This window comes from uncultured Campylobacter sp., from assembly GCF_938017705.1.
In the GTDB taxonomy this organism is placed as follows: Bacteria; Campylobacterota; Campylobacteria; order Campylobacterales; family Campylobacteraceae; genus Campylobacter_B.
This window is the reverse complement of the sequence record NZ_CALIIS010000116.1, coordinates 1-13,492: the sequence shown is the minus strand read 5'-3', so window position 1 is coordinate 13,492 and position 13,492 is coordinate 1. Positions and strand designations below refer to the sequence as shown.

The window sequence follows — 13,492 nt, the reverse complement described above, 5'->3', positions numbered from 1 at the left end:
AGGAGTGTTATTAAGCGTTTGGGGAATAATAACCAATTTCCGACGATCTCGCCGATCTCGTCAAATAAATTTTGCTGTGCGTAGGCGCAAAATACGTTAGTCACGCCCGGATCAAAGCCGCTTCCCAGCAGCGCCATCGTGTTTGCGGCTTTAAACTCGCCGTCCTTCGCCCACTGCAGCTTGTATTCAAATTTGGCGGTGTCGGGGTGCTCGTAGTTTGCAGTGTCGATGTATGGGATACCGGCGCGAGAGCACGCGTCCATCAGCGTTAGGTCCTGGTACGGTAGCGCGACGTTTAGTAGTAGCTCGGCGCCTGTTTTTTTGATTAAATTTACGACCGCATCGGTGTCGTCCGCGTCGATTTGGGCGGTATCGATCTGCACGCCTAGGCGGTCTTTGATAAACTTAGCGATCGCGTCGCACTTGCTTTTGGTGCGGCTTGCTAATGTGATTTTTGTAAAAACGTCCGCGTTCATCGCGCATTTTACGGTCGCGACTTGGCTCACGCCGCCCGCGCCTATGATTAAGATATTTGACATTTTGGCTCCTTTAAATTTTAAATTTTGCTGCAATTTTAGCAAATTTAAGATGAATTTTAAGAGGTGAGTGCGATTAATCATAGAGTTTGGTTGTGCAGGCGCAGGATATAAACCCACCCTAACAAGAACATCGAAAGCAGCACGGCGTTAAAATTTACGCGGATAGCGGCATGCCGATTGACGGCGGCATGAGATTAAATTTACCGCCTTGTATCGCGCGATAAAATTTTAAGCTTTAAAGGGCTAGTTTAAATTTAACATCCCGCGGCGAAGCATGGAGAATTTAAAATTTAAAACCCCTCACTTCGCCGCTAAATTTATCGTGCCTCTTGCCTCGGCGCGCAGCAAACCGCATACCGCGGCTAAATTTAACGCTTTAGCGAACAGCGGTTTAAAAAGTAGCAAGCGGGACAAAATCCCGTGACGCCCACGATAAAGGGCACGAGTCCGACCAGCCCCCACCAGCTGTTAAACACCACTCCCGCGATCATTATCGCTAGTCCGATCAGAGCTCTTATTATCCTAGTTTTTTTACTTAGCATTGCGTTTTCCTTTCTTTGTTTTTACATTTTTTACACGTATTTATACCAAAAAATTTATAAAGAGGACAATAACCGTAAACAGCTGTCAGTAGCGGCACGAGTCCGACCAGCCATAGCCAGCACTCGCAGACGAACCCAAATGCGTATATCCAAACCGCAGCGATTACTAGGCGGATAGTTTTATCTAAAATCCCGACGTTTTGCATTTTCTCTCCTTTATGCTAGACCTCTTATCATGCCTTGCATGACCATCGGCTTCATCATATATAGCTTCATCGCCCAGTTTAGGTAGCTCTCGCGAGTCGCGCCCATGCACGCTATCGTAGGCTCGGGCTTGCCCGTCCAGTTAAACTCCACCATAACCGCCTTGCCGCTCTGCTGAATTTCGTTAGTAGCGGGCAGGCGGTGTAGCCGCCGTATCTAGCACTCGGTTCGCGTCCTTTTATGACGTCGGCTAAATTTTGCGCCAGCACTGGATACATCTTGCGTATACTAGCTCCGGTTTTACCGGCGGGAAATCCGCAAACGTCGCCGATAGCGAATATATTTTTAAATTTCGAGTGTTGCAGCGTCTCGCGCGTGAGGCTAATCCAGTTGCCTGCCACATCACCCTTTTCTACGCTTAGCCCTGCATCGGCGTAGATTTTAGAAGCCTTCACGCGAGGCACTAGGTGTAGGTAGTCAAATTTTACTTCGACTAGCTCTTTAGCGAGTTTATTTTCGCCGTTTTCGCGGTACGGCATAGCGTGCTCAAATACCGCTATATTAGCACTTTTATCCACCTCAACCAGCTGATGCGAGGTAAAATACTTCACGTCTCGCTCCTCTAGCATCCCTTCTATCATTTTAGCATAAACAGGAGCGGAAAATATAGTCCGAGCACCCGAGTATATCGAGATATCAAGCTTGTCTCTGTTGCCTAAATTTCGCGCCATATCTTCGGTTAGCAGCGTTACTTTTTTATTTGCGCCCGAACACTTCATCGGTGTTTTGTTGTCGCTAAAGACTATCTTGCCGCCTTCTTTGCCGACTTTTTTCATTATGCTAGACATAGCAACGGCGCCTGGGATCGTGTAGATAGAAGTAACGTTGTCGCTACCGATATCGTCGGCGCTAAGTCCTTTTACGCTCTCAAACTCATACTCCGCTCCGCTAGCTATCACGAGGTAGTCGTAGTTCAAATTTGACCCGTCCTCTAGCTTGACGGAATTTGCCGCCGGATCTATGGATGCGGCATTTTGTTTTATCCATTTTACGCCGTCTGGGATCAAATTTGATTTTTCGTAGGTTATGTCTTCGGGCAGATAGTGACCGGCTGCGATGAGCGTAAAGCCGGGCTGATAGTAGAAGTACTCGTCCTTATCAAGGACAGTTAGTTCGGCGTTTGGCATATCTCGTCGTAATTTCGCCGCTAGGCTGATGCCGCCTAGACCGCTGCCGATTATTAGGATATTTGCGCGGATGTCCGCATTTTCTCCCGCATTTAGCTTGCTAGCCCCTGCGACTCCCGCCGCCGCTAGCCCCGCCGCGCCTAAAATTTTCAAGACGCCTCTTCTGTCGATGCTTTGCATAAAAGCTCCTTTTAGAAGTTATTGTTAAATCATAGCGCATTTTAAAATTTAAATATGTAACAAAGTCACCTTAATGTCACGACTCCGCGTTTTAGCTCGACGAGCCCCTTTTTCTGCATCTCTTTTAGCGCTCTTGATACCGCCTCTCTCGCGCTAGCGATGTCGTTTGCGATCTGTTCGTGCGTGATCTTTAGCCCGTTTTTCGCGCCGTTTTGCTCGAGGAAATTTATTATTCGCCTAGTTAGTGGCAAAAACAGCGTCTGATCCATAACGGTTATCGCCGAGCTAAATCGCGTCGCCATGAGCTCTAGCGCGTGATTTGCCACCTGCGGATAGTTTTCGCGTAGCCTCTTAAAGATCTCTCTTGGTATCAAAATCATCCGCACGTCATCTTCGATTTGCAAATTTATCTCCGCTTGTAGCGCTCCTAGCGAGCAAAAGCCGCACAGCATGCAGCTATCACCGTCTTGTAGGTTAAAGACGGTGATCTCTTTAAAATTACTCGTGCTAACCAGCCCGCGAGCGCGTCCGCTTATGATTATCGCGTAGCCAAGGCAGCTGTCTTTTGGGTATATCCTCTCACCCTTTTTAAAGCTTTTTAGCGTCGCGCTTTTTAACACTGCCTCTTCATCCTGCGCACTAAGCGTAAATTTAGACGTAAACCGTTGCTTTAGCGTATCTTTTAGCTCGTCTCCCAACATACGCACTCCTTGGTTAAATTTGGCTTTTCTTAATTATATTTTCTTTTACGTAAAAGCACGGTGATAAAATTTAGCTACAAAATATTTTAAGCATTGATTTATTTTGTGACTAACTCACCGAAATTGCGCTAAAATTGGGGTAAAATTTAGAAAAAACAAGGAAAAATTATGAAAACGCAGGATGAAAAACCAAGCTGGCTGCAGCACTTTCCGATCATGTTTTACACCGTAGTTATGGGGCTTGGCGGACTAGCTCTCGCATATGAGCGGCTAAATTTGATCTTTGATATCTCAGGCGCGGTTTTTGAGATTTTACGCGGCGCGGCTAGCCTAGCGTACGCGCTCATCTGCGCTTGTTACGCGGCAAAGCTGATAAAATACCCAGGGGCTTGCAAGGCGGAGTTTTTCCATCCGGTGCGCGTAAATTTTTTCGCCGCATTTTCGATCGGCACGCTGCTAGTAGCCTCGCTCTGGCGGGAATTCGCGCCAGTTTACGACGCGCTTTTTTGCGTGGGCGTAGCGTTTCAGACCTTTATCACGCTGCACGTCGTGTCTTTTTGGATCAAAAATAACGTCCAGATCGCGCACTCAAACCCAGCGTGGTTCATCCCGATCGTGGGCAATCTCTTCGTCCCGCTAGCAGCGCCCGCCGCGAGCGAGCTTGCGTGGTATTACTTTGCGATCGGGATATTTTTTTGGCTCGTACTTTTTGCGGTTTTGTTTTACCGCATCATCTTTCACGATCAGATGCCGCAGAAATTTATCCCGACGCTTTTTATCGTGATCGCGCCGCCTGCGATGGCGTTTTTGGACTACGTCAAGCTCACCGGCAGCTTTGACGTCACGGCGAAGATCATGCTCTACATCACGCTATTTTTCGCGCTTCTCATCCTTTTTATGTTTAAAAGCTTTTTGCGGCTTAAATTTTTCCTCTCGTGGTGGGCGTTTACCTTCCCGACGGCTGCGGCTAGCATCGCGTTTTTGCGAGCGTTTGAGTTTAACGGGATCAAATTTTTCTTGTTTGCGGGAGCGGCGGGTTTTGCCATCCTATGCGTTTTTATAGGTATCGTGGGCTTTCATACGGTAAAAGCGATGCGGCGCGGCGAAATTTGCATGCCTGAGGAGTAAAATTTCATGCGAGCTCGACTTAAAATTTTGACGAACGCAAAACAAGGCAAACTCGAAGGCAGGCGGGCAGTAGGGTAAAATTTGCGTATCGAAGGATAAAAATTTACATGTAGCTTTAAATTTGGAATTACGATAAATTTAACCGAGCGGAATTCTATCGTTGTAGAAAGTTTGCCTAAATTTAAACTTGCCTTGTGTTTTGAGCGTCTAAATTTATGCGCCTTGCAGCAAAGAGGCATAATGCGGACGTAATATTTACGATCGAAGAGGCACCTGATCTCACGCCGCACCGCTAAAATCAAATTTCGTAGCGATAAATTTTGCCGAAATTTTCATCCAGAGTGTAGCTAAACTCGCCGCCTGCGTAGTAGATTATCACGCCGTCGTCAAGCTCGAAGCGCTGATAGACGCGCAGCACGACCTCATTTTCGCTGATGCCTTGGACGTGGATAAAGATATCGCTCTTTCTGCCCGCGGTCATCGCCATCTGGTAGAGCTGATTAAATAGCGCGTATTCGGCGCCTTTCTCGGGATCTTCTTGGGATAAAAAGCTCTCCAGTACGCCCAGCATCTCCGCGCGAAATTCCGTCCTGGCACGCGCATAGGCGTTTTGGATATTTTCGATCTGGTTGGTATCGAGTAAATTTAAAAACGAATGTTTGCCCACGTAAAGCGTCGCGCTCGATGTGATTTTGCCGTCCTTGTCGGTCACTAGTCGCAGAGCTTTCTCTACGCGCCACAAGGCCTCTTTTAGTTCGAGCCCGCTTTCAATTTCAATTTTCATCATAGATCCTTTATCAAGAATGCGGAATTTTAGCGTGAAATTTTAAATTTTAAAGACAAACTTCGCGATCAGATACGCCATATACAGCATCAAAACTCCCACCAGCGCGTCGATTATACGCCATGCTCTGCTGCTTGCAAAAAGCTTCGAAAGCGCCCGCGAGCCGTAGCCCAAGCCGAAAAACCACGCAAACGATACAAACATAACTCCCGCGTAAAACCACGGCTTTTGGGCATCTGCGATCGTAGCGCCGAGCGAACCCACGACCACGACGGTGTCTAAATACACGTGCGGATTTAGAAGCGTCACCGCAAGAGCTTTGGCTACGATGGGCGCTAGCGGGCTATTTGCCGAGTTTTGGATCTTGGCAAAATGCGAGCCTTTATAGGCGCTAAAAAACGAGCTTAGCGCGTAGCAGAGCAGAAATATGATCCCGCCTATGCCTAAAATTTGGGTAAGAAGCGAGCCTTGCTTAAGGGCACCGCCGATTAAAAATATACCTATACCCGTAAATACGGCATCGCTTAGCGCGCAGACCATGCAAACCGCCGCGACGTGGTTTTTTGCAAGACCTTGGGAGATGACGAAGATGTTTTGCGCACCGATCGCGACGATGAGCGAGAGCATCAGCGCGGTTCCTTGCAAGAAAATTCCGATCGGCAAGGAGTTCAAGACCGCGCCTCTACTTGTTTTTACTTTCGCAGGCGGAGCTTTGCATCTCGGCATCAGAGTCAGCCGCTGCCGTACTTTCGGACGCAGCGTCAAGCTCATTATCGCCCGCGAGAATTTTAAGCGCAGAATTCTCGGCGCCTATGAAATTTTCGCCCGCGCTAGCGCTATTTGAAGAAGCGGCACCATTCGGCGCGGCGGAGCTTTGTTCGTTTAAATTTGAAGCGCCCTTCAAATTCTGCGCGCTGTTTGAATCGGCGGCGCTATTAGAACTTTGCGCGGCAAAATCCTGCGCCACGCCGAAATTCTCGGTGCCTAAATTTTCACCTAAATTTTGTGCGTCGCAGGAATTGTGCGAAGTAGAATTTTCATCGCGGAGGTTTTTAGCTTTAAAATTTTTACCGCTACTCGCGCTTTTTTTAGAGTCCTTGGCGCCTTTGCGAGTTTTTGGAGCGGTTTGTTCTTCCTCAGAGCTTTGCGAAAGACCCGCTTTTTCTCGCAAAATTTTACTCAGCTCGTAGATCGAAATTTCAAACGAGCCCGGTAGCGTGGCCTCCGTGTCGCTGTAAAATCGTAAAAAGTTAAAGCGGTCCTGCGCCTGCGGCGTTTTTTTGAATACAAAATTTAAAAGCTCCGTTTTGTTTCTGCCCGCGACGAAGGTTTTGGTGCCTAAATTTGCGATATCTTTGTATTCGAAGCTCTCGGAATTTGCGCCGCGCACGATCGTCAGGGCGTCCTCGCCGATCTGCAAATAATTTTTAGCGCCGAGTCTGAGCGCGCAAAAAAACGCGCAAAGCGCCGCGACTACGGAAGCAAAAAGCGCCGCGCCGCCAAAGCCCGCGTGGTAGCAATATCCGCTAGCGAGCGCCAAAATCGCCGATCCCGCCAGCGTCATAGCTACGGGCTTTTTATTCTCTTTTACTATCATCTTCCCTGCTTAATCAGTTGTCTTATATATTCGTAAATTTTAAAATTTAGCGCATCCATTACCGAGTCTTTAGAGCCCGGATTTTTGATGCTTTGGTAGTTGAGATTCGTTACGTAATCCTTCCACGCACCCTTGTTTTTGACGCTTATGTAAAGGCTAATCTGCGAGTCGTAGAAATAATCTCTGTAATAATCGTCGTCGTCCCAAGGATCATAACCGAAGGGCATCCCCCAGCCCACGCCCACGCCCGTATATCTGTAATATCTGCCAAATCCCATACCGAAGCTAAATCTCGGATTATCCCACGATCTGCGCGAAAAATCCGCCTTGCGGAAATAGTTGAGATTGCCGCCGATTTGGACATTCGCCGCACTTTTATTTACGACCTTAAATCCGTCCGCACGCAGATGCTGGATCACTACTTGGGTTAAATTCGAATCCGTCGTCGAGGTATTGGTGAAATTTACGCTTATGAGTTTATCTTGCGGAAATTCCATAATGTGAAGCGGCTCGGAAGTGCGCACGATACCGCTATTTACGGGAACGTTTTTAGAGCAACCTGTAAAAATCAAAAACGCCGAAATGACCAAAAAAAGTGAAATTTTATTTTTCAAGACGGATCCTTTCGCTTAAGATTTCAAATCCTAAATTTGAGTGATTGTAGCATAAATTTAAAATTTTAATGTCAGCAAGAGGCGATTTTTTGAAATAATCTAACGGCGAATGGGCAAGAGTGGAATTTTTAAATAAAATTTTGCGCCGAGCGACCGCTAAATTTAAAGCCGCCGCTCGGTTGAAATTTCTGTAAAAGAGGCGGAATTTTAAATCGTAGGCGTTTAAAATTCCACAATCTTATAGGCTCACGCCGCGCGTAAGTACGCGCTTGCGATAAACATCCGAAACTCTGCTCGCGTCGCCCACGATTAGAGCGTTCGTGCAACAGATCGCCGCACACATCGGAACCTTGCCCTCTGCGATGCGGTTCTGACCGTATTTATGCAGTTCCTCGTGCGAAAACGTAGGCTCCGGTCCACCCGCGCACATAGTACACTTATCCATCGCACCTTTAATACCGAAAGCTCCGTCTCTAGGGAATTGCGGAGCGCCGAACGGACACGCGTAGAGGCAATATCCACAGCCGATACATTTATCTTTGTCGTGTAAAACGACGCCGTCGGTTCTGATATAGAAGCATTGAACCGGGCAAACCTGCGCACAAGGTGCGTCGGTGCAGTGTTGGCAAGCGATAGAGCTTGAAACCTCCTGCCCCTCTATGCCCTCGTTTAAAGTGATAACCTTGCGCCTATTGATCTGCACGGGAACCTCGTGCGCCGAGCTGCAGGCTACCTGGCAACCATAGCAAGCGATGCAACGCTCGACATCGACGTAAAATTTTAATCTTGCCGGCATTTTATCTCCTTATGCTCTTTCTAGTCTGCAAAGACCGGCGTTAAATTCCGAAATTTGCGTATTTATGTCAAAGCCGTAGTTCGTAATCGTATTTGAGCTCTCGCCTCTGATATATGGCTTAGTGCCCTCAGGATAGCGGTCGCTTAGATCCTCGCCCTGGAAAATTCCCGCGAAGTTATACGGCATAACAATACGATCAGGCGTTACGGCGTGCGAATAGATGCACTTGACTTTAATCTTAGTGCCTTGCGGCGAATGGATCCACATCATCTCACCATCTTTGATACCTTTATCAGCGGCAAGCTTAGGATTTACGTGCGCAAACATCTCCGGAGTAATCGCTGAAAGATACTTGCTCGTGCGCTCAATCATGCCCGCACCGCTTAAATTTACAAGCCTTAACGAGCTTACGATAGTAGGGAAATCCTTGCTCCAATCCTGCTTTTTCTGCTCGGAGATAAATCTCGTAAAGACGCGGAAATTTCGTTTTTGATCCGCAAAGGTCGGATATTTCTCCACTAAATCCCATCTAGGCGAGTGGATCGGTTCGCGGTGCTTTGGAATTTGATCCGCAAACTGCCAAACCTTGGCTCTGGCTCTTGCGTTTCCGCAAGGACAAATTCCAAACTCGCGGCATTTTTTAGCGATGATACCGCTATAATCGGTACTCCACGTAGGTCCCATCTTGGCTTTTTCTTCCTCGCTTAGCGTGATACCTAAAACCTGTTCGATATTTGCCTTGGTAATCTCCGCGTGTCCGCCTTGAATTTTTGATCCCGGAAGTGTAATGCTCTCGTCGGCTAGCTGCGAAACGCCGTCGTGCTCTAAGCCGAAGCGGTTTCTAAATCCCATACCTCCGTCGGCATAAGGCTTAGTTACGTCGTAAAGAATCGGCGTGCCCGGGTGTTGCGTATCCCAGCAAGGCCATGGAAGCCCGTAATATTCGCCCTCTACTTCTCCGCCTATGCCGCGCAAAGTATCGGGATCAAATAGATGCCAATTTTTCTGTTGTCTGCGAAATCTAGCTGCGGTACGACCGTTATTGCCAATACTTTGAGTATTGCGTGCGATCTCGTCGGTAGCGTCGTCCGGCCAAACAAAATCGTCTTTAACCTGCTTAAGCTCACCGTCAACGATGCCCATCTTCATGCCGCGAACGTATTCGTCGTAAAAGCCGAATTTTTTCGCGAATAAAAACATTACTTCTTGATCCTCTTTGCTCTCAAATAGCGGCTTAACGATCTGAGTTCTCCACTGACCGCTACGGTTTGTAGCGCTTAGATGACCTTCGCTTTCAAACTGCGTAGCTACCGGCAAAACATAAATTCCATCCGGTCTATCGTTTAGAATCGCCACTTCGTTTAAAAATGGCTCGGCGACTACCAGCATATCGATCTTACCTAATGCTTCTTGAGTCTCGCGAACGTGAGCCATAGAAGTAATTCCTGTGCCCTGCACCCAAAGAACGCGGACATTGCCACTACTTAAAACGGGCTCGTTTTTCAAAACGCCCTGCCACCATTTAGATAGCGAAAAGCCCTTTTCGTTGCGCCAGTTTATCACATCTTGCTCGATGCTCGGATCGTAGTGAAAATACTCGGTAAAATTCGTACCAGGCACTTTTTCACCCTGCTTTTCGTGCGGCTGCTTAGTAGAGACGGCAAATCTTTTAATAAACTGCTCATAATCTACGCCCCAACCTTTGCAGAAGTGCTTCCAAGCGTTATCGGCTAGCCCGTAATACGCAGGTAAGCTATCGGAGAGATTGCACATATCGGTAGCGCCCTGAACATTATCATGGCCTCTAAGGATGTTGCAGCCGCCGCCCGGCTTGCCCATATTGCCTAGTATGAGCTGCAAAAGAGCCAAAATTCTAGTATTAGAACTTCCGATCGAGTGCTGTGTAATGCCTAGAGCCCAGCACAAAGTAGCGGGCTTTGTGGTAGCGAACATCCTCGTAAATTCTATCAGTTCCTCTTCTTTGCAGCCGGTGACATTGGCTACCTCTTTAGGATCCCACTTCTCAGCTTCCGCCTTGATCTCATCTACGGCGTAGGTTCTGGTTTTTATTAGCTCCTTATCTTCCCAGCCGTTTTTGAAGATTAGATGCAGCATTCCGTACACAAACGCTATATCGGTTCCCGGACGAATTCTAATATACATATCGGCCTTAGCCGCAGTTCTAGTAAAATTTGGATCGACGACGACGATTTTTGCGCCGTTTCTATCGCGAGCTTGAAGAGCGTGCTTCATAGCTCCTACGGGATTTGCAACCGCGGAATTCGCACCTATAAAAAGGATCATTTTAGAATTTTTCGCCATATCGCCTACGTGATTTGTCATAGCTCCATAACCCCAAGTATTCGCCACACCGGCGACTGTTGCGCTATGTCAAATTCTGGCTACGTGGTCGTTGCTGTTTGTACCCCAAAAGGCTGCAAATTTTCTAAAATAATATGCCTGCTCGTTGCAAAATTTAGCCGAGCCCAAAAACACTACGCTATCTGGACCGTCCTCTTTGCGAACTTGAAGCATTTTATCGCCGATTTCGTTAACGGCTTGCTCCCAACTTATGCGCTCCCATTTACCGCCAACCTTTTTGAGCGGATATTTAAGACGCATTTTAGATTTGGTTAGATCGATTTGATCGATTCCCTTACAGCAGTGACTGCCCTGCGAGATCGGGTGATCTACTGCCATATCTTGGCGAATCCAGGTATTGGTGCTCTCATCCACTTGAGCCTCAATACCGCAGCCTACGGAACAGATCGAACATATCGTTCGCTTCATAACGGAACCTGGAAATGGGTTTTTGATCTCTTGCTCAGTAGCGGCTCTTAGCGTATTATTTTCGCCAAACGCAGCTACACTGCTCGCTCCTAAAGCGGCGAGTTTCAAAAACGATCTCCTTCCGATCGCATTCTCACTCATGAAAATTCTCCTAGTAAGCTACTTTATAGTATTTTTTCCACGCTTCACTTTCCCAGTAAAGCACCTCTTTTTTCGGCGATTTGCCACGAACGGTATCGCCATAGTCCTGCTCGCTTTTCGCTAGAGCCTGAGATGCGGCAATGCCCACGGCACCTACTGCGCCGATTTTTAGAGATTTTTTAAGAAAATCTCTGCGTTTGTTCTCCATGGTTTTCCTTTGTGAAGAAATCGCTTTAAATCTTTTATTGTAGTAACGCCTGTTACAAGATTTAAGTCTAATGAATTATAACGAAAAGGCAGTGAGATGGAAATTAAATTTTAAGTTACTTTTTAAATTTTATTTAAAATTCAAAATATAAAGTTCTAACTAAAAAACTACTCGCAAAACTAGAGTTTGCGAGTTTAAAATTTAACCGAAATTCTGCTTTTGCGTTAAGATTTTGGTTAAAAATTTTATTTATCAATCCAGATCAAAAATATCTTCCGGATTGGTAAATTTATTTTGATAGCCGCCTTTTTTGATCGCTTCTTTAACGACGCTGCGATCTTTCTTTTGCGGAGCGGCAAGCGCTAAAAGCGAGCGCTCAAGCGCAAAAAAGCTTCTCATTAGTGCGCCTAATGATTTGAAAAAATCCGCCCGCACATGCCCGCACAAAAGCTCGCTAAACTCATCCGCAAAGCTGTTGGTGACATTCGTAAAAAGCTCTAACGCCAGCGCTTCGCCGTCTTGCGCGCCGACGAAATTTTTAGCGCATTGCACGCTCGCAGTATTTTTACCATCCTGCGGGCCTATAAAATTTTTACTGCCATGCGAATCTACAGAATTTTTTCCGTCTTGTGCCGTCAAGCTCGCGCTATTCGTAAAATTTTGCTCGTTTGCCACGGAATTTTGTCCGTTTAAAACCGCGCTGTGTTTTGCAGCCGCGTCGCGCAGCAGAGTCGAATGCAGGTAAAAAATAAATCCCACATAATCCTCGCACTCCTTGCAAAGCTCCATATTACGGCGAAATTTACTCTTTTTTAGCACGTCGATTACCGCGACACGCATACGCCCATCGTCGCGTCCCTCGTCGTAGAAGCTCGCACTCATCGGCACGTTGGCGTATGAAAAATCAAAAAGCACGGAATTTTGCTCGCTTTTAAACGCTGCAAAATCGAATTGCGCCAAATTTTGAAATTCCACCTCATCGCTAGGCACAATGGGCGAGCTACGTAAAAACTCCAGCTGCTCCTTCCAACGCTTAAATTTCGCATCCGTTTCATAGAAAAAAAACGGAATTGCAAAAAATTCGTAGTAGTAGCTTCTTGCTTTGATTAAATTTGCATCCATTACATCGCCCCTTTTCTAGCATCTTCTATCTGTTTTTTTATCATTATTTTCGCCTTGCAATCGCCGCAGCAAAAAAGAGTCTTCATCTTTTCAGGCTCGTTTGCAAAATGCGCGCCCATCATATCCGCGATCTTCATCACGGCTTTACTCGTCGCAAATTCCTTACCGCATTCGATACATTTAAAAAGCTCGTCTTTGGCTAGCATTTTGTAATTAAAAAATCCCGGCTCAAGCTCCACGCCGCAAGGCTTAAGCTCGATCGTATCCTTTTCGGCGCAGCTTAGCACGCAGTAGTTGCACGTCGTGCAAAGCGAGGCATTGAGCTTAATTGAATTGTCGCTGTTGTCGGCATACAGCGCGCCGGTATTACAGGCGCCCACGCAGCTAAGGCATAGCGTGCAGCTTGCTTCGTTTATGTTTACTTTGCCAAATTTTAGCAACTCTCCGCTTTTTACGGCGCCGAAGCTGCCCTCGCCAACCATTGCGCTTACGCGTTTGGAAAAAATTTCTTTCTTGCTAAGGCCATGCTCGTTTATCGAAAGCCCCCACGGCTGCGCGCTTTGCGCCTGCTTTAGCGCCTCTTGCAGCTCGGCTAAATTTCGCGCTAAAAATACCGCGTCCTTGCCGTAGATCGCGCGAGAAATTCCATTGATAAGCTCCACCGCCTCGCGCGTGCTCTCGCCCACGTCTGCGCCGTAAACGATCACACTCGAGCCACTTTCTTGCATAGCGCTTAGCAAATTTACCTCATCTATTTGCTTGCTTCCAAAAATTCCAAACGGTAACACGCCGCACGGAAGCTGCGCTGCGGGTGCGGATGCGATTTCGCTCTCTGCGATGAGAAGCGGAATTTTGCCTGCATAGAGCTTTGCGATCTCGCCAAATACGCTTCGGGGCAGCTTGGCAAATTTCAGCGCGCCGCTAGGGCAGACGCTCACGCACGCGCCGCAACCGATGCA

At 47.2% G+C, this 13,492-nt stretch carries 16 protein-coding genes; 1 reads left to right on the top strand and 15 read right to left on the bottom strand.

All coding sequences use genetic code 11. The annotated features are described in order from the left end of the window. From Q0605_RS05760 to Q0605_RS05735, 6 genes are all read right to left on the bottom strand, one after another. Positions 1–539 (bottom strand): saccharopine dehydrogenase NADP-binding domain-containing protein (locus tag Q0605_RS05760; protein ID WP_298705038.1); only part of this gene is annotated, 539 nt, incomplete at its 3' end. 368 nt (positions 540–907) lie between these two features. Continuing rightward, a complete protein-coding gene (locus Q0605_RS05755) occupies positions 908–1,081 on the bottom strand; it encodes a DUF2892 domain-containing protein (protein ID WP_298020612.1) in 174 nt (57 codons plus the stop codon). Continuing rightward, on the bottom strand, positions 1,075–1,287 hold the full coding sequence (locus tag Q0605_RS05750; RefSeq protein WP_002949192.1) for a DUF2892 domain-containing protein: 213 nt from the start codon (positions 1,285–1,287) through the stop codon (positions 1,075–1,077). The genes Q0605_RS05755 and Q0605_RS05750 overlap by 7 nt, the downstream gene beginning before the upstream one ends. 10 nt (positions 1,288–1,297) lie before the next feature. After that, a complete protein-coding gene (locus tag Q0605_RS05745) occupies positions 1,298–1,438 on the bottom strand; it encodes a hypothetical protein (RefSeq protein WP_298705036.1) in 141 nt (46 codons plus the stop codon). Further along, complete coding sequence (locus tag Q0605_RS05740) at positions 1,399–2,652, bottom strand: FAD/NAD(P)-binding oxidoreductase (protein ID WP_298705034.1); 1,254 nt, start codon at positions 2,650–2,652, stop codon at positions 1,399–1,401. The genes Q0605_RS05745 and Q0605_RS05740 overlap by 40 nt, the downstream gene beginning before the upstream one ends. Before the next feature lie 65 nt (positions 2,653–2,717). Continuing rightward, positions 2,718–3,353: a Crp/Fnr family transcriptional regulator gene (locus tag Q0605_RS05735; RefSeq protein WP_298705031.1), complete on the bottom strand. Its 636-nt coding sequence runs from the start codon at positions 3,351–3,353 to the stop codon at positions 2,718–2,720. A gap of 168 nt (positions 3,354–3,521) precedes the next feature. Between Q0605_RS05735 and Q0605_RS05730 the strand changes: the two genes are divergently transcribed. After that, complete coding sequence (locus tag Q0605_RS05730) at positions 3,522–4,481, top strand: SLAC1 anion channel family protein (RefSeq protein ID WP_298705030.1); 960 nt, start codon at positions 3,522–3,524, stop codon at positions 4,479–4,481. A 298-nt stretch (positions 4,482–4,779) separates the two neighbouring features. Here the strand turns inward: Q0605_RS05730 and Q0605_RS05725 are convergent, their stop codons facing one another. The 9 genes from Q0605_RS05725 to Q0605_RS05685 form a co-directional block, all read right to left on the bottom strand. Then, complete coding sequence (locus tag Q0605_RS05725; RefSeq protein ID WP_298705028.1) at positions 4,780–5,265, bottom strand: hypothetical protein; 486 nt, start codon at positions 5,263–5,265, stop codon at positions 4,780–4,782. Positions 5,266–5,307: 42 nt separating this feature from the next. Next, positions 5,308–5,937, bottom strand: a complete 630-nt coding sequence (locus Q0605_RS05720) for a LysE/ArgO family amino acid transporter (RefSeq protein ID WP_298705026.1) — start codon at positions 5,935–5,937, stop codon at positions 5,308–5,310. Between the two features lie 10 nt (positions 5,938–5,947). Then, positions 5,948–6,862: a hypothetical protein gene (locus Q0605_RS05715; protein ID WP_298705024.1), complete on the bottom strand. Its 915-nt coding sequence runs from the start codon at positions 6,860–6,862 to the stop codon at positions 5,948–5,950. Next, positions 6,859–7,476 (bottom strand): hypothetical protein, encoded by a 618-nt coding sequence (locus Q0605_RS05710; RefSeq protein ID WP_177387092.1) that lies wholly within the window; start codon positions 7,474–7,476, stop codon positions 6,859–6,861. The genes Q0605_RS05715 and Q0605_RS05710 overlap by 4 nt, the downstream gene beginning before the upstream one ends. A 238-nt stretch (positions 7,477–7,714) precedes the next feature. Then, positions 7,715–8,272, bottom strand: a complete 558-nt coding sequence (gene fdh3B / locus Q0605_RS05705) for a formate dehydrogenase FDH3 subunit beta (protein WP_297902700.1) — start codon at positions 8,270–8,272, stop codon at positions 7,715–7,717. A gap of 9 nt (positions 8,273–8,281) precedes the next feature. Then, positions 8,282–11,203: a formate dehydrogenase subunit alpha gene (locus Q0605_RS05700; protein WP_298705022.1), complete on the bottom strand. Its 2,922-nt coding sequence runs from the start codon at positions 11,201–11,203 to the stop codon at positions 8,282–8,284. Positions 11,204–11,213: 10 nt separating this feature from the next. Then, the gene (locus Q0605_RS05695; RefSeq protein WP_297882827.1) at positions 11,214–11,411 is read right to left on the bottom strand and encodes a twin-arginine translocation signal domain-containing protein; all 198 of its coding nucleotides are present in this window, start codon (positions 11,409–11,411) and stop codon (positions 11,214–11,216) included. A gap of 252 nt (positions 11,412–11,663) precedes the next feature. Next, the gene (locus tag Q0605_RS05690) at positions 11,664–12,533 is read right to left on the bottom strand and encodes a molecular chaperone TorD family protein (protein ID WP_298705019.1); all 870 of its coding nucleotides are present in this window, start codon (positions 12,531–12,533) and stop codon (positions 11,664–11,666) included. Further along, positions 12,533–13,492, bottom strand: a 960-nt coding sequence (locus Q0605_RS05685; protein WP_298705017.1) for a 4Fe-4S binding protein, incomplete at its 5' end; no start/stop codon positions are given. The genes Q0605_RS05685 and Q0605_RS05690, both read right to left, overlap by 1 nt.